Raw genomic sequence first — 17,971 nt, 5'->3', positions numbered from 1 at the left:
TTGGTGACAAAAACCCGCGCTCGATTGCGGGTTTTTGTCATCAAGTCGGCCGAGCTGGTCAGCCTCAGTTGGTCACGGATCTCGCCGGCGCCGGCGGCCGCAGCGTCACCAACGGGCGCCCTACCCTAGGCGAGGAAAGGTTATGAGTGGTGAGAAGTGGGCAAAGCTTGTCTTTGTCCTTTTGGTGTTGGTCGCGGGCACTGCCGGCGTCGTCTACATGGGCGGCGTCATGTTCTACCTGCTCGGCAAAGCAAATCCGATCGGCAAGACGGATTTCGGCACATGGTGGCTCTATTGGAGCTACTACAAGGACAATCCCCCGGTGGCGAAGCGCCTTCTGTTGGCGCTGGTGATCCCGGCGGTCCCGATATATGGCGCGATCATTGCCGCCACGATTGCGGCGATGCGAGACCAACGCAAGCTCTACGGCGACTCGCGGTTCGCCAACGAGGGCGAGATAGCGGCCGCAGGCCTGTTTGCGCCGAAAGGCATCATCGTCGGCAAGTGGAAGAAGCGGTTCCTACTCTTTCCAGGCCTGCAATTCGTGCTGCTGTCGGCCCCGACGCGCTCCGGCAAGGGCGTCGGCATCGTGATCCCGAACCTGCTGAGCTGGGAGGACTCTGTGGTCGTCCTCGACGTGAAGCAAGAGAACTTCCTGATCACGTCGGGTTGGCGAGCCCGTTACGGGCACGCCTGCTACCTGTTCAATCCGTTCGCGGAGGATGGTCGAACCCACCGTTACAACCCACTGGGCTATATCAGTGACGACCCGCGTTTGCGCGTCGGTGACATCCTGGACCTTGGATATGCAATCTATCCCGGCGACGGCAAAGAACCGTTCTTCGACGACACGGCGCGCAACCTGTTCCTAGGGCTGGTTCTCTACCTGTGTGAAACACCCGAATTGCCGCGCACATTCGGCGAATTGCTGCGCCAGGCCTCGGGCAAGGGCAAGTCCGCCAAAGACCACATCCAGGGGATCATCACGTCCCGCAATTACCGCGAGTTCGGCGACATCATGCTCAACAGCGCCGGCGAGGAGCAGGCGCAGACGGTGAAGGTCATCATGGACCTGAAGCGGGTGGATAAGGCCGAGGCGGAAGCGCTTTGCGATGAGATCCCGTTCGCAGTCGCCGAGAACGTGCCGGCCGCTGAAATCGAGGCGATCGAAGAGCAATTGAAGGATTGCGGCGCCGAGTACGAGACGGAACGGCGTCTTGAGCCAATCGTGCAATGGGACGGCGTGGGCCTGCCGCCGCTGTCGTCGGAGTGCGTAGATGCGCTGAACCGGTTCGTGACGACTTCGGACAACACGTTGTCCAGCATCATGTCCACGTTCAACGCGCCTTTGACGCTATGGGCAAGTCCGATTTTCGACGCGGCCACCGCAGCGAATGATTTCGATCTACGCGAGGTCCGCCGCAAGAGGATGTCGATCTACATCGGTATTCCTGCCGCCAAGCTCGATAGCGCGCGGCTCATCATGAACATGCTGTTTTCGCAGCTCGTCAAGCTGAACCTCGACGTGCAGCTCAACGCGACGCCAGACGTGAAATACCACTGCATGATGCTCATGGACGAGTTCACCGCGCCGGGCCGCATCGGCATCATTGCGAAGTCCAACGCGTACATGGCGAGCTATGGTCTGCGGCTGGTGACCATCATTCAGTCCGCCGGCCAGTTGGAAGCGGATATCCCAATGGGATACGGGCGCGACCTGGCGCGGACACTTGTCACGAACCATGCGTGTCAGATTTTCTACACGCCGCGCGAACAGCGCGACGCGAACGATTATTCGGAAGCGCTCGGGTACTACACCTTCAAGTCAACCGGCCGCAGTCGCCAGCTCGGCCGTTCTGGCGGCTCCGAGTCGGAGTCTGACCAGAAACGGCCGTTGATGATGCCGCAAGAGCTGAAGGAAATGAGTCAGCGCGAGCAAATCATCAACCTGGAGAACACCAAGGCGATCAAGTGCACGAAGATCCGGTACTACGAGGATTACGTGTTCCTGGACCGGCTGGCCGAAGTAGATCCATCGCTACTCACGCGAAACTTCCTGGGGATGCGGCGTAAGCCGACACAGCGCGAGTTAGAGCGATCGTGGGGTAGCTGGAAGCTCGCGGCACCCGTGCCAACTATCGATTTCGATTTGCACGATGCCATCGTGCAGAGCCGCGTGCGTGAGGTAACGCCGGATGACATCGCCGGCGGCATCGACCTGCGCAAGCTGGCAATGGACACGTCGAAGATCCGCGACCTGGCCGCAGGCCAGGAGCTACCGCCCGAACAGGTGCAGGGCATCGTCGCCGACTTCTTCGACGCGCTTGACGCCGCGTCGCAGCCCTCTGCAGAGGACATTGGTGACGAGGATGCGGTGAGCGACGAGGAATTGGCGCGGCTCGATGCGGAGGCGGCAGCGGAGACCGACAACGACGATGGCGATGGCGATGGCGATGGTGATCGCGCGGCCCATGCAGCCGAGCCACCGGCAGCGGTTGCAGCGGCGCCGGCGGCCGCCATCGCCCCGATCGTCGTCAAGCCCGTGGCGCAGCCTGAGCCGCCAGCCGAGCCCGCACCCGTGGATGCGGTAGACGATCTGGCGCACGAAGGCGACCACAGCGAAGCGGTTGCGGAGGACGATGTCGACGCCGACGCCGAAGGCAATGACGTGCCCGAGCTGGACGAAGACGACGAGGCGCGGCTGTACGACGAGTTGCCGGATCTCTCTGATTTCGATGGCGACACCGAAGTCGTTCATCCGGACGACGAAGTGTTGGAGGACGACGACGCGGCGCCAATGCCTGCGGCGGCGCCTACTAAACCCATCCTTGATTTATCCATTCTTGACAGCCCGATCGAGCGGAAATGACAATTTTCGGTCGATCAGGTCTTGAAATTTACGAGCACGGCCATTCTGGCTGTGACGTAAGCGGGCAAAGCCCAGTCCATAGGAGTACCTGAAATGTCGAACGACACCAGCAATGCCAGCACCAACCAGTCGAAGGCCGAAGACAGGATCAAGCCGACCGACATCCCGAGAGAGATCCGCGCGACTGTCGCGGAGAAGCTGGGCAAGGAGGCCGATGTATATCCGGCCAAGAGCGACAGCAAGAACGGCTATAAGGGGCCGGTCATCCACGCCGATAAGGATTTCATCGTCCAGGCCATTGGTAAGGGCCACAGGTCGGCGATCGTGCACCTGCGCAACGATGTCGAGTTCCAGGGGCCGAAGCTGCAAAGCCGCGACCAGAACAATGACCTGGTCAATCGCAACATCCAAGTGCACTACCGCGACGGCCAAGCGAAGGCCTACCCCTGGAACCCGGAGCGTGCAGCCGAGAACCAGGCACAGACCCAGCGCAAGGCAGTGGACCCCGTCGAGGCGGCGAAGGAGTACGCGCAGACGGCGTTCAAGACGGCCAAGCAGCGCGATGCGTTCGTGGCGCATGTGCAGGGCGTGCAGGCCTTGGCGGCCGATATGGCTAAGGCACCGACCGCCCCCGTCCAGGAGGGGGCAAAAACGGCGCGCTCGATCGCTGTGCCCGCTAAGGGCCAAGACAAGGCGCATGCGCCGAGTCTGGAACGGTAAGGGGGGCTCGTCATGGCAGATGAATCCACCAATGCCGGCGTGCCGGCTGAAAGCGCGATGCCTGGCTACGGCGTGATGATGATCGATGACAAGCCGATCACGGCTGTAAGGTTCGACAAGCGCGAGGTAGACGGCGAGACGGCCTACGACCTGTCGTTCCGGCTGAACGGCAAGCAGGTCGTGCGGATCAAGGGCGTGAACGAGGTCGGACTGACGGAGGCCGTAGGCCAGCGCAATGCTCTGCGCATCAGCGAGGCCGAGGCGACGAAGGGCTCGTTGTCCGGCGAGGATCTGGCGTTCAGCCATGGCCTCACGCCAAAGGAGATTGAGCGCCGAGCCCCGGCGAACGAGGACCGCGCGCAGGAAGCAACCGAGGTCAACACCATCCGCGAGGTTAAGGGCAACGAGCTGGAATCCGTTGACGTGGCCGAGGCGTTGGCGATGGCCGCCAAGCTGCGCAAGCGCGACCGCGATGAGTACGAGCGCAACGCCGGCATCGACGGCGTGGACCGCGATCTGAGCAAGCTACAAGGTCGCGCCGATCGCGAAATGATCGCGGTCAAGGAGCTGGACAAGGAAGCCGACCGCTTGGAGCGCGTCGAAGTCCTCGAGCAGCGCGCCGGACTCGCGCCGCAGCCTGTCGAAGCTGAGCATGATGTGGTGGAGGCAGAGAAGAACCGCCGCATCCAGCTCATGGAACAGGTGAACGCTCAGTTCAACACATCCGGGCCTCGGCACTACTTCAAGGATCAGCCGGGGCGGATCGCGTTCCGCGATGTCGGCGATAGGCTGAAGACGGCCTCCAACGATCAGCGGGTGGCGCGGGCCATGGTCATGATGGCCGACGCGAAGGGCTGGAAGATGGTTCACCTGGACGGGCATCCGGAGTTCCGCCAGGCCGGCTGGATGGAGGCCAGTCTGCGCGGCATGGCGTCAACCGGCTACAAGCCCACTGAGCGCGACCTGGAAGCCCTTGCGGCCGAACAAGAGCGCCGCATGGGCAACTCAGTGTCGCGAGGCACTGAGCGTGTCCAGGAGCGCTCTAGGGAACCATCGCCTTCCGCCACCGCCGAGAAGTCCGCAGATGGCGCTCAGAAGCCGTCTGAGGCGATCTCCGCACCGGAGAAGCCAAGGAGTGCTGGCGGGGCTCCTGCGCGCTCACTGGCGGTCCATGAGGGCATCATGCTCGCGCATGGGGCAGCGCCCTATCAGAACGATCCCGCCGAGAAGATGAGTTACTTCGTCAAGCTGCGTACCGAGACCGGCGAGCGCACCATCTGGGGCAAGGATCTGGACCGAGCTGTCGGCGAGTCCAAACTTAATCCGGGCGATGCTGTTCGCCTGGAGTTCAAGGGCAATCAGCCCGTGACGGTGGAAGCCTTGACCAGGGACGACAAGGGCAAGGTGATCGGCAGCGAGACCATCAACACCCACCGCAACACGTGGGAGGCGCACAAGGGCGATCGCGAGAAGGTCATCACCGCCATCGCAGCGAAGGTGATGGAGGCCAAGGTGAAAGACCCGCAGGCCCGCGAGAAGGTCATGGCCGAGATCGGTCGGGTGGTGTCCGAGAAGTCGAAGGCCGGCACCTTGCCGCCGGTGATGATGTACGACAAGGCGGCCCCGCAACGTGTGCCGGAGCAAGAGCGCACGTCACCCGTGGTGCAGCGGAACGCCGAGCGGACGCGATAGCGGACGCGATGCGTCTCGTTGTTTCAGACCCCAGCCCATAGCTGGGGTTTTTTTATGCCCCGCCACCACCACCACATTGGCGACAACTACACGACCTGGCCAGTTCGCATCTGTCGCCAAGGGCGCGCCACGCAAGCGAAATTCACTGCCAGCATTGCGGCATCAATGCCAAAATATATAATATTGGCTCGCATAAATATAAATATTGGAGTCTCTAATGCGTGCATTGGCTCTCGTCGGCGTGGCTTTCGCGGTTTCGGCGTGTTCGTCCCATCCCAAGCCTCCGACGGTTAGCGGTCGGGACCGTGTACCCGTCAACAGCCCTGTCGCGGCTCAGACGTTGCAGCAGGAGGCGTTTCCGTCGGCGCCCGTGGTGGTGGTGCAGCACCAGGGCGGACCGCAGGCTGTACAGCGGCAGCAGGCGCCGCGTGCAGCCGCTCGGCCGCTGTACCCAGTGGTCAGCGTGCAGTTCCCCTGGAACAGCGCGCAGTTCCGCCCGACACCGGCGCAGGTTGCTCATCTGCGCGGCTTGATTGCCGCCGGCGTTGCACACGTCCAGGTGCGCGGCAGAACGGACAACCCGAACCCGTCGTCCGGCGATGAGCGCATCGCGCGCGGCCGCGCGGAAGCGGCGAAGGACTGGTTGATCGGTGAGGGCGTCCCGAGCGGGATCATCGACTTAAACTTTGTGTCGGCGGGGGACTACCGGTCGAACAATCGGCTTTCCGATGGCCGCGCTCTGAATAGGCGCGTGGACATCGAATTCATCAGCAAGTGACGCTTGCGGCAACCACGGAGGATTCCCCCATGTACCTGTCTGTTCGATCTCTCGCCCTGGCCGTCGCTGCATGTGCAGCGGCCGGAGCTGCGTCCGCGCAAGAGTTCACCGGCGACACGAAGCTAGCTTGCGAGGCCATTCTGTGCCTTTCCACAGGCCAGCGGCCCGACGAATGCGCACCGTCCATCCGCAAGTATTTCAGCATCAGCGCCCGCAAGGTCAGCGACACGATCAAGAAGCGCAAGAGCTTCCTTCAGCTTTGCCCCGATTCCGAGTCGGATGACAAGATGAAGTCCCTGGTGGACTCCATCGCCAATGGCGCCGGCCGGTGTGATGCGGCCACGCTCAACGCCTCTATGACGGCCTATCAGGGCTATGGTAATGCCCGCTACGTGCGTAACTCGGCGCCGTCGTACTGCTCGGCGTATGGCGGCAATGAGAACGTGGACCAGACCAACGGCACGGTAGCGCGTTACGTGGGTGAGCCGGGCAAGGGCGGTCACTGGGTCGATCCTGACCAGTACGACGCCGCGCTGGCCGAGTACAACAAGCGCCAGGCCTCCGGCAATTCCAGCGGGGGCGACAACGGTTGGGACAGCGACGGGTCCAACTGGCAGCGGATGCAGCGATAGCAGCGATAGCAGCGCGAGTAGTCCAAAAAAACGCGGCCTAGGCCGCGTTTTTTTTGCCTCAACGGTCCCTGCCCTGCTCCGGTTTCTCCTTCGCCGCGTCCCGATCGGCTCCGCAATCGACGCCAGCCGTCTTATTATTCGCACGCAACTGTGCCACGCGGTCCTCGTGTCGCGTCGTCGGCGGCGGCATGGCCTTCACCAGCTCGACAATCCGGAGCGCTAGCGCACGGTCCTCGGCATCGCCGGTAGCCAGCGACCGCGCGACCTTGCCATAGGCGGCCGTGATCCTCCGCCTGCCTGCGCTGATTTTGTTTTGGGCGGGGTTCGCGTGACGGCTGCGCCCGGCAGCCTCGTCGCCCGCCTGCGCCTCTTGCTGCGCCACCAGCCTTGGTGTCTCGCCTCGATCCTTCAGAGACCGGATGGCCTGGCGCTCACTCTTCTTGACGATGCCGCGTAGGCGTCGATCGCTGGCGTTCGCCTCTATGCCGTGGTCGCGCAGCTTTTCCGCGAATAGCTCTCGCCAGCGCTGTAGATCGGGCTTACGTGGATTGAGCCGGACACCGCGCGCATCTGCCGTTTTGACCGCAAGGTGGACGTGCGGATGGGCGTCGTCATCGTGAGCGGCAAGCACGTATTGGCGACCGCTGAACTCAGCCGCTGCGAAGTCCCGCGCGGCAGCCTTCACCGCGTCCCGGTCCGTCCCTGGCGGCATCGACAGGACGATGCTGTAAACCTCTCGCCGCCGGCCGTCGCGCTCCGGTATCGGTGTGCCAGCGCGGGCGAAAGCGCGCAGCACGTCCCTGCCGTCCTCTTGGCCAAGGTAGCGCTGGCCGTTCTCGTCCTCCAGCTCGACAGCGCCATTTCGGGATATGTACTGCATGTGCGCGCGCACGCCGCGCATGTCCTTGCAGAGGATCTCCAGCTTTCCCGTCTCCGGATTCTTCTTGCCCTGGGTGATCTTCACCATCACCTCGGGAACGCGACGCGTGATCCGGTCGATGGTCGCCCGGATGGCCGGTCCCGACCGGTTCGGCTTTGGCGACTCCGGGCCTGTGATCTTCGCCCCTCGCGGGGTGCGCTTCGCCTTGCGGGTCTTCTTGTATGTGATCCGGGCGGCGTCGGCGAAGTCCGACAGGTCCAGCTCGATGCTCTGTCGGGTCATTCGATGTTCCAACGCTCTTGGCTGGCGCGGATTGCATCGGCAACCTTCTTCGTGTGCTGGTCGATGCGGTCGGCCAGCATCTTGATTTGCTCGACCGTCACGCGGGCCGACTTGCCCTCGTTGAGACGCCGCGCGATCTGATTGAGGTTTCGACCGATCGCCAAGAGTTGGTAGTTCGACTCGCCGAGCGTATCGACTTCCTTCGTACCGAACTGGGGTTCGCCGGTGAGGCCGGCGCGGATGGCGTCAACGCCCCAACGGTTCATTGAGCATCGCTCGATGTTTGCTCGTTCGCGAACGGCCGCCTTCTCCGATGCAGTCAACAGGATTTCAAACCGCTGCTTGGGCTCGTCCGGCGCCTGGTGTGTCTGACGGTACAGCTTGGCCGGCTCCTTAGGAGCGGTAGCGAGCGTGTGGTCAATCGCCTCGCAAATCGCTGCGCCCGGCGTCTTCCCCCGGGCAGCGCAGTAGGCCACCCACCGCGCTTTGCGCTCCGGGCCTAGGTGCAGGTTCAACGACCTGCTTGGCTTCTCCAATGGCGTTTCCAGTCGACCTCAATCAATGCACGGGCTACCCGTGCAAATACATTGTGCGCACAATGTACCGGCCTATGGCCTATCCTGCAATGTCCCTTCCCTTCCTTGCTCTTGCTCTGGTGTCGTTTGGGCCTGCTTCGGTGCAACTTGCTCGAGGTCAGGCTTTCAGACGGGACATTCAGGAATCGGCAACGGTCATTTCACGTCTACGCCCTTCGGGCGTCTGGGTCTGCACAGAAGTCAGCTCCTCAGTTCGCCCGTGTCCGCGTCGCCGCTACCCGCTCCTGCACCTGACCCGGCGGCTTCGTCCTAATTGCCAGCCTGCGTTTTTTCGTCATGACGAAATTTTCCAGCGCAGCTGGAGCCACTACGTTCGTCTCCATCGTCAGACCCGGCCGCTGCCGTTCCCTTCGGTCCGATTTGCTATCGGCAACGGTAATGTCACGTCTACGCCCTGAGGGCGTTCGGGGTCTGCACATCTGCTCGGTGGGCTCACCCTGGCCTTGCACCCTGCCCAACCGATCAAAGCGGTTTGCAGGGGACGTCGGGGTTACTCATTGCAGGCGGCGGGAGAACTGTCCCCGAGGCTGAAACCATCCATGTGCGGGTGAGGCGTTATCCGTAGGGGTTCCCCCTACACCCCTGGTACTGGCTCCGAAACGAGAGAGGCGGACTGATAAGCCCGCCTCTTCGTCTCACTTCTCGCCTTCCATCAGCCGGTTGATCTTGACCGTCCCGGCATCCACTTCAGCGTCGCCGCCTCCATCCTCGTAACGAATGCGGATGAGACCGGCAGTAGACGGCCGGCGGTTCAGCAGGACCGCCGCAGCACGCCCGTCATGCTCGACCAGCAACAGGGGGCGCTTCATGCTGTCCGGATCGGACACCGCTTTGCCCCGAGGCCAGCTCGTCAGTTCGCCCGTGTCCGCGTCGCCGCTACCCGCTCCTGCACCTGACCCGGCGGCTTCGTCCTGATTGCCACCCTGCGTTTTTTCGTCATGACGAAATTTTCCAGCACCGCTGGAGCCAGGACCTTCGTCTCCGTCGTCAGACCCGGCCGCTCCCGTTCCCTGACTGCCTCCACCATTTTTTTCGTCATGACGAAATTTTCCGCCGGCTTCCGGGCTGGTGCCAGCATCACCCGAAGCAGGGTCGGACGGCTTCGGCGCCTTCTTCTCCTTCAGGCTATCACCGAGCGCGGCGACGGATGCGCGTGTGATCTCCACGTCGCTATCGCACCACGCCTGCACTTGTTCCGGATACTTCTCGGCGAGCGCGCGCAGCTCGTAGAGGGTTTTCGGCGACGTGCAGCGACCAGACATGCAGGCATCAGTGACGCAAGCCGGAGCATCTACGAGCGCAAGCAATTCCGTAATGGCATTCGCCGGCTTGCCGAGACGCTTGGCAATTACGCCTTTTTTGAAACCCTCGCCCACCTTTTCCTTGATGAACTCGGCAAGATCCATCGGATGCAACGCGTACCGCAGCTCGTTAGCGTTGACCTGGTCGAAGCTGTCGAAGTCTTCATCCACGATCGTCGGGATGTCTTCTACGCCTGCCTGCTTAGAGGCACGCCAGCGAACTTCGCCGTCATTAATCAGCCACTTTCCGGGCTTCGTGGGATGTGTCTTGACGGAAATAGCTAGCTTGACGCCGCGTTCCTTGATGTTCTCCGCCAGGGCGTCAATATCGGCCTGGGTAAACCGCTTGCGCGGCTGCTTGGGATCCCGCTCGATGTCGGCAAGTTTGATGCGGAACGGTGTGCCGTCCGGCTCGCTGACCGGGGTCACCTGATCGTCCGGTTCCCCATTGAGTGCGCTCAGGTCAATCATTCTTCGGAACCTCCATCGCCTCGGCGATCTTGTCGAAGACGGGCCGCATCTGCGTCCAAGCATCGCGCGCGCTCGTCTTGCCCAGCTTCCAGACGGGCTGCCCGACAGCCTGCGCCTCGGGGATTGCCGTTGTCTTCTTCACGGCGGCAAAGCCGGGTAGGGGAGACATAGAAATAAGGAGCTGCGGGTAGTGGGTCGCCAGCGCAGTGAAATTGTCGCGCTGGAACGGGGTCGGCTCGACCATGTTCGGCAAGATTCCGATCAAAGTCAGCTTCTTGTTGATCGTCGCCTTGATCTTGCGGATACCGAGCTTCGGGTGGTTCAGCAGGTCGCCAATGCCGTCAATGGCTTCCTGGTTGAGTTGGATCGGCGAGACGACATAGTCGGCGACCACAAGCGACGCGAGCTGACGGATGTCAGGGTTCGGATTGGTATCGATCAGGCAGATATCGAAGTGAGGCGCGATTTCCGTCAGGGCGGATAGCAGGTTGGTCGCATACTCGCTGCGCCCGTCCCGCGCACCGGTTTTCCCCTGTTCCTTCGCATATTTGACGAACGCGGTCAGTTCGGCCGCCGTCTCTTCCATCTTGTACAACTCCCCGTCGCCAGGGACCAAGACAAAATCAGCGCGCCCGATCGCTGACTTCCCGGCGCTGAGGATCTGACTGCTGGTCACAGGGGAGACGGTGCACAGCCCGCCGGTGGTGAGCGCCTTGGTGGTGTTTTTCTGGTGATCGAAGTCGATCACAACGACGCGCAGTTGACGCTGAAGAACGAAATAGTAGGCCAGTTGGTCCAGGATCGCGGACTTACCAACGCCGCCTTTCTGGTTGGCGAAAACAACAGTTTTCATGCCCGATTGCTCCTTATGAAATTGCGCACTTTGGTGGCATTTGTAACGACGCCGTGCCTCTTGAGATAAGCGGCGATCTGGTCTGCCGAGTAACCCTTGTCCCGAAGGGTCACGATCTCATTCGCATACGACTCTAGTAATGCGATGGGTTGTTTCGGGGGCTCGACTTGCATGAACTCTTCAAGTCTCTGCTGCTCGGCCTTCGCCAGGAACCGATTCATCAGCACGCGGGCATGTTTGGCAGTGATCTGATGCGCCGTCGCTGCTTCGGCGATCGACGCACCATCGACCAAGATCGAGCGTACCGCCCCCAAGGAATAGGGCCGCCACCTGCATGACGCCGCCACGCGGTCGAATTGGACGGCGTCAATCCTTGGATTCGGGGCTGTCATGGTTCAGTCGTTGCTCCCTGGTTCTCTGCGAGGTGTTCGCGCTTTTCCTTGCCCGGTGCACCGAATTGCACACGTTCCGCGATGAAATCGAAGCCGTAGACGGTCTCGCCGTCCACTTCCCGGTTGTTGTTGGCAATCCGGTGTTCCACGATCAACTGATCGCCCTTCATGCAATTCCTTGCGATGCGATCGGCCATCGACTTGAACGCGACGAACGACAGGGTGACGGTTCGTTCTCGGGCGGCACCTTCTCCATCGCGGCCAGCGTACTCGTTGGAGATGAGGGTGAACCGGCAATATGCCCGGTCACCATTGCCGGAGAGGGTGGGATTCTTCGCCAGATTCCCGACGAATACATTGCTCTGCATACAGGCTCCGAGTGGCGCGGCCAGGATTGACCGCACGGCCAGTATAACTGGATAGAAACGCAATCTACAACAAGTATACAACAAATAGACAACAAATTGCGGCTTGATGCATTTAGCCAGTCCCTTTGCCGCGAGGCTTGCCGGGGTTGGTTTTAGCCGGGGTGGGCGAGGTGGCCATGCCCTCGAAAGCGGCTAAGCGACCGCGCAGGGTTGCAGCCTCTTCGCGCGCTTGCCCGGCCGCGTTGCGCTGCTCGGCAGCAACCAGGTGCGCCCGATCCAGCTCGGTGCGTAACTCGCTGGCGCGGGCTTCGGCCGTGCTAGCCCGCTGCTGTAGGTCCACCAATGCAGTGCGCACCTGGTCAAGGGCGGCCTGGTGGGTCGCCGCTGCCGTGACGGCCTGCTGCAGGGCGGCGTCCAGCTCGGCGATGCGCGCTTGGGCCGCTTCAAGCTCGAGTGCCTGGGCCTCGTAGGCGTCGGCCATCTGCTGGCTCAGTGCCTCCACCTCCTGCCGCTCGGCTTCCCACCCGGCCTGGGCCGCGCGCAGCGCGTCGTTGGCCACCTCTTGGGCGGCCTGCCAAATGGCCACCACCGCCAAGCCTGCGGCCTGCTGCACCGGCTCGGGCACCTGGACGGCAACCGACGCCGGACGCGCCTGTGTGCGCCGCCATTCTTTCATGACGGTGCTTGCCTCGTTCATGTTGGCCTTGGCCGCTTTGCGCACGGCATCGACGGTCGGAAAGACCTCACGGCCGGCCTGTTCATACAGCGCATCAGCGGCGGCGAGGATGCGATCACGTGCGTCTTGGGAGGGGTCCATGTACGGTTCCGATACTTGTATGATAAGAAGAATAACAGTATTATTCTTCTTATCATACAAGCGGTTTTGCGCTTGATTGCATACCGTTCGGCGGGCACGCAGCAGGCTTGTGTGCGCGTAGCGCACGGTGACCGCTTTTCAACGCAGGCAACCCGAAGCCGACAGCCTTTCTAGGGTCATGGCCTCCTCGAAGTCCGGTTAATTACTCCCTGCTGACCCGTTTTTGCTTTTTGCAGGAGGGAACCGCCGCCGTTGCGCACATGGGTTGCTTGAGGCAGCAATGCGGTTGGTGCGCAACGGCGGTGGGAGGGGCGCAGCCCCTCCATTGAGCTTCTAACGCTGTCGTCGGCGCGTAGCGGCGGCGACGCCGATTTGCTGTTGAGTGCTCTACTGACTGTGCTTTCAACCAAAGGTTGACTGGATGGCCTGGCAATTAAGGGTCACAAATAACGTTACTTCCCCACAGGCTTATCCCCCGAAGCGGGGTGGAACTCGGTTCGGGGGGTGTAGTTGAGGGCGGCGGGGTGGTGATCGAGGCCGCCAAAGTCAGGGCGGCTCGCCTTTTCGCGGCAGATTTGCCGGCGTGTGCGCCTGTTTTTGCGGCATCGGGCAGGGGCGAGCCTGCCGGCGACGGCTATTTGAACATGGCGAGGATGTCGGAGATGTGCTGCACGGCACTCTGCGCGCCGCCTGGCGGGTCGCCCGTGGCTCGGTGCGCCGCAGGGCGGGCAGCGCCCGTGCGCGGCGTAGTGCCCGCGTCCTGAGGCGACTGCCGGCGTGCGTGCGCCTGGGCGAAGGACGCAACACCGGTCCCACGCGCCTGGTCAGCGTGCTTGCGGTCGCGCTTGAGTAACCAGCTGGTGCCGGCCATGTCGCACAGCCGTTGGAAGTTGAGCCGGCGCACGCCCGGCTCGCTGCACCACCCGTCGCGGCCTTCGGCGTCTTTGGTGTGCCGGCGCACCTGCTTGGTGGGGAATGCCCAGCCAAGGCTCACCATCATGTCGATCGAGCGTTTGGCGCGTTCCAGCTCGGCGCCGGTCTGTGCGCCATAGGCGAGCTGGGCGAGGTCTCTGAGGGTGTATCGCTGCCAGGGGCCGCCGCCCTGGCGCGGCTTGCCCACAAACCCGGTGCGCACGTCGGCCAGGTAGAGCAGGGCGACGGACATGGCCAACAGTGATTCGGCGCCGTCCTTGCGCAGAGCGCGCACCCGCGTCAGCGCCTTGTCCAGGGCATAGCCGGCCACGATGACGTTGCGGCTAATCCGCATCCACAGCGAGCCTCGCCGTTGTTCCAGGCTCCGCACCAGCGCTTCGCGGGTGGCATCGAGGACGGCCGGCCGGCGCTTCTTGCCGGACGGCGGCTTGGGCTGACGCCAATGCACACGCTTGTGCGGCCGGCCGATGGTGGCGGTCGGTTCGGGGCCTGGCGTGTGGGAGCCTGGATCTACTGCTGGCATGTCCCGCGCCGATGAACGGCAGCGGGGCAAGGTGTTCGGCGTTTAGGCCTTTGCATCCTTTTCCCTCTTGCACGGCTTCGCCGGCGGGATTAGGATGGGGGTACGTTACTGCCCCATTGGTCTGGTGTTCCCGCCAGTCCAGTGATGAAAAAACCGCCTCGCCAAAGGCGGTTTTTTCGTTTTTGGGGGTCTACTGCGCTAGCAGCTAGCCCACCCGCGTTGTCATATCGCTGCCAAGTATCGGCGCTCGGGCCTTAAGATGCCAGCAGCGCCATCATCTGCGCTCCGTTGAGCGTAGCTGTAGACGCTCACGCGCGGTCGATCAGTGCAGCGTCGCCAATGCTGCAGGCATGATGTGCCGCCGCACTTCGCGCAGCAGCCGCGCGACTCGTTCGGCCGTCTCCGTCCCCTGCATTGAGCCAGCGAAGCCGGGATCGCTCGCAATGCGCCGGAGATCGCCGCTCTGCATCGCAAGGTAGTCGAGCGCGTAGGCCGCGGCGATCAGGTCATCGCCGCAGAATTGATGCCCCTTGGATAGCTCGTCCAGCGCATCGATCGCAGCATCGATCGCGGTCGGGGCGAACTGGGTTTGATCTTCGTTCACGTCGTCACCTGCTCGGAAATTGAAGCTCACCACGTCCGACCGTTGCCGGTCAGGACGCGTTTTGCATCAGCAAGCACGCGCACGCCTTGTTCGGCCTGGCTCTGAAGCTGGGTCAGACGCTGGTTCAAGTTGTCGTACTGCTTGGCTCGCTCGATCGCGGCATTTGCGCGAGCAATGCGGTTGGCATCGCATCCGATATATTCGCGGTTACGCGGCTCGCCTTTGCGCTGGGTATGCAGCAGGTAGAAATATTTGGGCTGTCCGGACTTGTCGCGTTTCCAGAATGGCGAGGCGTACACTAAGCCCTGCCTTTTAAGCCCGGCCATCGTCTCGGTGATTGACTGAATTTCTTGGTCAAGGCCGGTAATCAGGTTTGGCAACTCGTCGACAAGCGCGGCAAGGTGCGCCGTAGCTCGCTTGGTGGTCTTTGTCATATCAGGCTCCGAGGACGGCACGACGCACGGCAGCAAGCACCAGGACCAGCGCACTCGTACCGAAAGCGAGCGTCAGCAGCAGGCCGCCAATAAACTGGATGTAGACCAGGCCTGTCCCGACGGCGAATACAGCGCGGATAACAGCCTTGGCGATCACGACAATGAAGTCGTCCAGAAACCGGAAGATTTTCACGGGCACCCTCCTGGGTAGTGGGAGCCCCCGTAGGGGACTCCAAGTTGGTAATCCTGTGTTTCCAATGTACCTCATATTGGCGATCAAATGTCACCAATATTGGAAGAATTGAGGGCGTCGAATACCTGTCTGCCGTTGTAGATACCGGCGTTGTTCAGTTGCCGAACCCACGGTTGACCATCGCGGCTCGGGCTCCACTTGAACCCGTAACGCTTGAGCAGCGTGCGCGTCGCCTGGTCCGGCTTGGCGTCGAAAAGGAACATCACCCGGTTTTCCGCTACGTCCTCGCGGTACGTGAAACCGTCCCCACGCCGCTCCACGTCAGCCGAGGCCTTGCGCTTCTCCAGCTCATCGATGCGCAACCGCACCCGTCGCATGTTCGCGGTGTTGTTGCTGAGCGCGTAGCTCGGGAAGCCGACGCGGCCGCAGAAATCCGGCTTCAGAATGTCGGCGGCCACCGCAGCCGTGAACCCCTGGGAGATCAATGCGGCTTCGCGTTCCTCCGGCGTCTTCTTCGTCCGAATGACCTTGTTCGCGGCCTTCATCCGCTCCTGTGATGCTTCCATCGCTTGCAGCTCCTTGCGCAGCTTGGCGACCGCATCCGGGTCATCGCTGGAGACCCCCCCCGTTCCGACGGCCGCCGCCTTGCTCGCGTAGTGCTGGGCGTTGTCCATCTCGGCAAACGCCTTGCCGAACGTCTTGTGTATGCGCTCGCGATAATTACGGTCCCGGCTTTCGCTGTGATGCCCAACGAGGATGGGCTGCCCGAACGGGATCGCACCGGCCATCGAACGGGCTTTCTTGTGCAGGCTGTCGGCGTTCTTGTTCGCTTCCTGGGCACGGGTCAGCAGGCGTTCACGGCGGGCTTCCAACTTGGCTTCATAGCTGTTCATCGGGGTCTTTTCCTCAGTGTGGTCGATCTGATTGCTGTTGCTCTCACACATTGCTTTGCTAGATGCAGGAGCCGGCTCTTGATCTTGTGTATCGCGCTTCGGCGCGGGCGTGTTTAGGTTCATCGGGACGCTCCTTTTGCTGTTGTGGGGGGAGTTGACCATTGCTTCGCTGAGTGCCTTTCGCCGTGTTGCCCGTAGGTCGGCCGGGTCAAGCGGGTGTCCAGGGAGAGACGGGAAGCCGCAGCCCGGAGCGCAGCGCAGGGACCGGGTGAGCGGATCAGCGAAGCGGTGCCCTGGATGGCCGCGCAGCGCCCGGACTACCGTTCAGGGCAGGCGAAAGGGTCTCAGCGATGCAGCACGCCACCGGCGACGTGTGGGAGCGGTCCCGTGGACCGTGAGCGCGTCGCGTCAGCGACGTGCAGATGGAGCCGTTCCGGCGAGCCGCAGGCGCGGTTCTGCGGCCGTGTGCGGCCGTCGCTGGTGATCGCCTTGGTGATCGAGCTGGTGGCCGTTCTGCAGGGCAGGGCGGCCGCACTGGCCGGCGTGCGATTGGCACGCTGAAACTGTCTTGCGCGCCAGCGCGGGACGTGTGCGGCGCGTGCGCTGCAACTGTCTTGCGGCGCGTGCGATAGGACGCCCGCCCCCAGCTTGCCCACCGCTTCCCCCGGACCCCTCCGATAGGGAGGTCTCCGGGCTCCGGGGCGGCGCTGCGCGCCGGCCGTGGACAAGCCGCGGACGGGCTAGCGGCGCCATCAAAAGCGGGTTTGCAGTGGGGAGGTGGGGGTGGCTCCCTGCCGGCGGCGGGAGCGTTGCTCTCGGCGCTGAAGCCGCGCTTGCGCGGGTGAGGCGTTGTCCGTAGGGGGTTCCCCCCTACACCCCGGATCGGGCACCTGGTCGTCGGCAGCGCCGCCGGCGGAGTTGGCGACACGATCGCGGACCTGGTGAGCTTGATCTGTGACCAAGACAGTTTTCAGCGTGCCGGCCAGGGCGTTGGCGACATGCCTCGGCCTGGCCAGCCGCCGGGCTGTCGCCAATCCTTGGTCCCCGACCCTTCGGAAAACGGCGTGCTGGAGGGGTGCGGTTTTGCTTCTGCAAGCGGAGCGCGCAGGGGCGAGGATTAGGGCCGACTGGCGATGACGCGGCACGCGGCATCGGTGCGCAGCACCCCAAGCCGGTGACCGCTTGCGGTCACGCCCCCGCCTGGACTGGATCAGACGCACGGCACAGGCTCGTTTTCGCATGTTCTGCGACATCGGCATGGGTAATCTGTCCCATGGGCAACCGCAAACGACCACGACTTGATCCCTGGCTATTCGGCCCACCTGGCGTGTGCGATGCGTGCGGGAGCCCGTGCGGGACAATGGATCAAGCCGGAATTGTCTGCTACGTGTGCTTGGCCGGCGTGTTCATCCAGCGCGGATTCTGGCAATTTGCTCGCTGCCCGAACTGCAAGGGCGTAGACCCATTTTGCACAGACTGCGGCGGCCGGGCTTACGTTGCGACACCGCGCGAAGACATCGATATGAGCGAGCTAGAAAGCACATGGGCGGCAGCGGTGGCGCGCCACAGCGCATACGGAGAAGAGTTGCCCGCGCCGATTGCAGACCTGAAACGCTTTCTCTGACGCTAGCGCCCTCAGTCGTCTTACATATGTGCCTCCCGAACTTTTCATTGCCTCAATGATGGGCGGGCTGCAAAATTGCAGCAATTTGCAGCAATCTGCTGCGGGAGCCGATTACA

The 17,971-nt window shown here is 62.7% G+C and carries 18 protein-coding genes; 6 read left to right on the top strand and 12 right to left on the bottom strand.

Features of this window, described 5'->3' with window-relative positions:
- Positions 1–142: 142 nt before the first annotated feature.
- From HLH45_RS21035 to HLH45_RS21015, 5 genes are all read left to right on the top strand, one after another.
- On the top strand, positions 143–2,869 hold the full coding sequence (locus HLH45_RS21035; protein WP_152666351.1) for a type IV secretory system conjugative DNA transfer family protein: 2,727 nt from the start codon (positions 143–145) through the stop codon (positions 2,867–2,869).
- 93 nt (positions 2,870–2,962) lie between these two features.
- A complete protein-coding gene (locus HLH45_RS21030) occupies positions 2,963–3,589 on the top strand; it encodes a KfrB domain-containing protein (protein WP_017160641.1) in 627 nt (208 codons plus the stop codon).
- A gap of 12 nt (positions 3,590–3,601) precedes the next feature.
- Positions 3,602–5,281: an LPD7 domain-containing protein gene (locus HLH45_RS21025; RefSeq protein WP_046932445.1), complete on the top strand. Its 1,680-nt coding sequence runs from the start codon at positions 3,602–3,604 to the stop codon at positions 5,279–5,281.
- Positions 5,282–5,498: 217 nt separating this feature from the next.
- Positions 5,499–6,059, top strand: coding sequence for an OmpA family protein (locus HLH45_RS21020; RefSeq protein WP_046932443.1), 561 nt, complete (start codon positions 5,499–5,501; stop codon positions 6,057–6,059).
- 29 nt (positions 6,060–6,088) lie between these two features.
- Entirely contained in the window at positions 6,089–6,691 is a 603-nt protein-coding gene (locus HLH45_RS21015; RefSeq protein ID WP_046932441.1) for a TrbM/KikA/MpfK family conjugal transfer protein, read from the top strand.
- A gap of 58 nt (positions 6,692–6,749) precedes the next feature.
- On the opposite strand, the gene HLH45_RS21010 is transcribed toward HLH45_RS21015, so the two are convergent.
- The 12 genes from HLH45_RS21010 to HLH45_RS20955 form a co-directional block, all read right to left on the bottom strand.
- Positions 6,750–7,853: a relaxase/mobilization nuclease domain-containing protein gene (locus tag HLH45_RS21010; protein WP_046932439.1), complete on the bottom strand. Its 1,104-nt coding sequence runs from the start codon at positions 7,851–7,853 to the stop codon at positions 6,750–6,752.
- Positions 7,850–8,368, bottom strand: coding sequence for a plasmid mobilization relaxosome protein MobC (gene mobC / locus HLH45_RS21005; RefSeq protein WP_223670293.1), 519 nt, complete (start codon positions 8,366–8,368; stop codon positions 7,850–7,852). The genes HLH45_RS21010 and mobC overlap by 4 nt, the downstream gene beginning before the upstream one ends.
- A gap of 716 nt (positions 8,369–9,084) precedes the next feature.
- On the bottom strand, positions 9,085–10,221 hold the full coding sequence (locus HLH45_RS21000; RefSeq protein WP_046932437.1) for a ParB/RepB/Spo0J family partition protein: 1,137 nt from the start codon (positions 10,219–10,221) through the stop codon (positions 9,085–9,087).
- Positions 10,214–11,074: a ParA family protein gene (locus HLH45_RS20995; protein WP_015462640.1), complete on the bottom strand. Its 861-nt coding sequence runs from the start codon at positions 11,072–11,074 to the stop codon at positions 10,214–10,216. The genes HLH45_RS21000 and HLH45_RS20995 overlap by 8 nt, the downstream gene beginning before the upstream one ends.
- Complete coding sequence (locus HLH45_RS20990; protein WP_223670292.1) at positions 11,071–11,466, bottom strand: hypothetical protein; 396 nt, start codon at positions 11,464–11,466, stop codon at positions 11,071–11,073. The genes HLH45_RS20995 and HLH45_RS20990 overlap by 4 nt, the downstream gene beginning before the upstream one ends.
- The gene (locus HLH45_RS20985) at positions 11,463–11,834 is read right to left on the bottom strand and encodes a single-stranded DNA-binding protein (RefSeq protein WP_017160559.1); all 372 of its coding nucleotides are present in this window, start codon (positions 11,832–11,834) and stop codon (positions 11,463–11,465) included. The genes HLH45_RS20990 and HLH45_RS20985 overlap by 4 nt, the downstream gene beginning before the upstream one ends.
- A 112-nt stretch (positions 11,835–11,946) precedes the next feature.
- Complete coding sequence (locus tag HLH45_RS20980) at positions 11,947–12,651, bottom strand: DNA-binding protein (protein ID WP_046932434.1); 705 nt, start codon at positions 12,649–12,651, stop codon at positions 11,947–11,949.
- Positions 12,652–13,285: 634 nt separating this feature from the next.
- Positions 13,286–14,107, bottom strand: a complete 822-nt coding sequence (locus HLH45_RS20975; RefSeq protein ID WP_046932433.1) for a hypothetical protein — start codon at positions 14,105–14,107, stop codon at positions 13,286–13,288.
- A gap of 322 nt (positions 14,108–14,429) precedes the next feature.
- Complete coding sequence (locus tag HLH45_RS20970) at positions 14,430–14,711, bottom strand: hypothetical protein (RefSeq protein ID WP_046932490.1); 282 nt, start codon at positions 14,709–14,711, stop codon at positions 14,430–14,432.
- A gap of 26 nt (positions 14,712–14,737) precedes the next feature.
- A complete protein-coding gene (locus HLH45_RS20965) occupies positions 14,738–15,145 on the bottom strand; it encodes a hypothetical protein (RefSeq protein ID WP_040156347.1) in 408 nt (135 codons plus the stop codon).
- A gap of 1 nt (position 15,146) precedes the next feature.
- Entirely contained in the window at positions 15,147–15,338 is a 192-nt protein-coding gene (locus HLH45_RS20960; RefSeq protein WP_015462633.1) for a hypothetical protein, read from the bottom strand.
- 83 nt (positions 15,339–15,421) lie between these two features.
- Positions 15,422–16,354 carry a DUF3560 domain-containing protein gene (locus HLH45_RS20955; RefSeq protein WP_223670291.1) on the bottom strand — a complete coding sequence of 311 codons (933 nt, stop codon included), beginning with the start codon at positions 16,352–16,354 and terminating at the stop codon, positions 15,422–15,424.
- 1,237 nt (positions 16,355–17,591) lie between these two features.
- Here HLH45_RS20955 and HLH45_RS21675 point away from each other — a divergent pair.
- A complete protein-coding gene (locus HLH45_RS21675; protein ID WP_046932423.1) occupies positions 17,592–17,855 on the top strand; it encodes a hypothetical protein in 264 nt (87 codons plus the stop codon).
- Positions 17,856–17,971 lie beyond the last annotated feature (116 nt).

The sequence above is a fragment of the Xanthomonas euvesicatoria genome, assembly GCF_013112235.1.
GTDB lineage: Bacteria > Pseudomonadota > Gammaproteobacteria > Xanthomonadales > Xanthomonadaceae > Xanthomonas > Xanthomonas euvesicatoria.
The sequence above is the reverse complement of the archived record's forward strand: the minus strand, read 5'-3'. Positions and strand labels throughout refer to the sequence as shown.

Bases quoted from the DNA above. Each gene is read 5' to 3' on its own strand.
- HLH45_RS21675 (WP_046932423.1), top strand. From the start codon at position 17,592: ATGGATCAAGCCGGAATTGTCTGCTACGTGTGCTTGGCCGGCGTGTTC.
- HLH45_RS21020 (WP_046932443.1), top strand. From the start codon at position 5,499: ATGCGTGCATTGGCTCTCGTCGGCGTGGCTTTCGCGGTTTCGGCGTGT.
- HLH45_RS20955 (WP_223670291.1), bottom strand. From the start codon at position 16,354: ATGAACCTAAACACGCCCGCGCCGAAGCGCGATACACAAGATCAAGAG.
- HLH45_RS20990 (WP_223670292.1), bottom strand. From the start codon at position 11,466: ATGACAGCCCCGAATCCAAGGATTGACGCCGTCCAATTCGACCGCGTG.
- HLH45_RS21010 (WP_046932439.1), bottom strand. From the start codon at position 7,853: ATGACCCGACAGAGCATCGAGCTGGACCTGTCGGACTTCGCCGACGCC.
- HLH45_RS20995 (WP_015462640.1), bottom strand. From the start codon at position 11,074: ATGAAAACTGTTGTTTTCGCCAACCAGAAAGGCGGCGTTGGTAAGTCC.
- HLH45_RS20975 (WP_046932433.1), bottom strand. From the start codon at position 14,107: ATGCCAGCAGTAGATCCAGGCTCCCACACGCCAGGCCCCGAACCGACC.
- HLH45_RS21025 (WP_046932445.1), top strand. From the start codon at position 3,602: ATGGCAGATGAATCCACCAATGCCGGCGTGCCGGCTGAAAGCGCGATG.
- HLH45_RS20980 (WP_046932434.1), bottom strand. From the start codon at position 12,651: ATGGACCCCTCCCAAGACGCACGTGATCGCATCCTCGCCGCCGCTGAT.
- HLH45_RS20985 (WP_017160559.1), bottom strand. From the start codon at position 11,834: ATGCAGAGCAATGTATTCGTCGGGAATCTGGCGAAGAATCCCACCCTC.
- HLH45_RS21000 (WP_046932437.1), bottom strand. From the start codon at position 10,221: ATGATTGACCTGAGCGCACTCAATGGGGAACCGGACGATCAGGTGACC.
- HLH45_RS20965 (WP_040156347.1), bottom strand. From the start codon at position 15,145: ATGACAAAGACCACCAAGCGAGCTACGGCGCACCTTGCCGCGCTTGTC.
- HLH45_RS21035 (WP_152666351.1), top strand. From the start codon at position 143: ATGAGTGGTGAGAAGTGGGCAAAGCTTGTCTTTGTCCTTTTGGTGTTG.
- HLH45_RS21015 (WP_046932441.1), top strand. From the start codon at position 6,089: ATGTACCTGTCTGTTCGATCTCTCGCCCTGGCCGTCGCTGCATGTGCA.
- HLH45_RS21030 (WP_017160641.1), top strand. From the start codon at position 2,963: ATGTCGAACGACACCAGCAATGCCAGCACCAACCAGTCGAAGGCCGAA.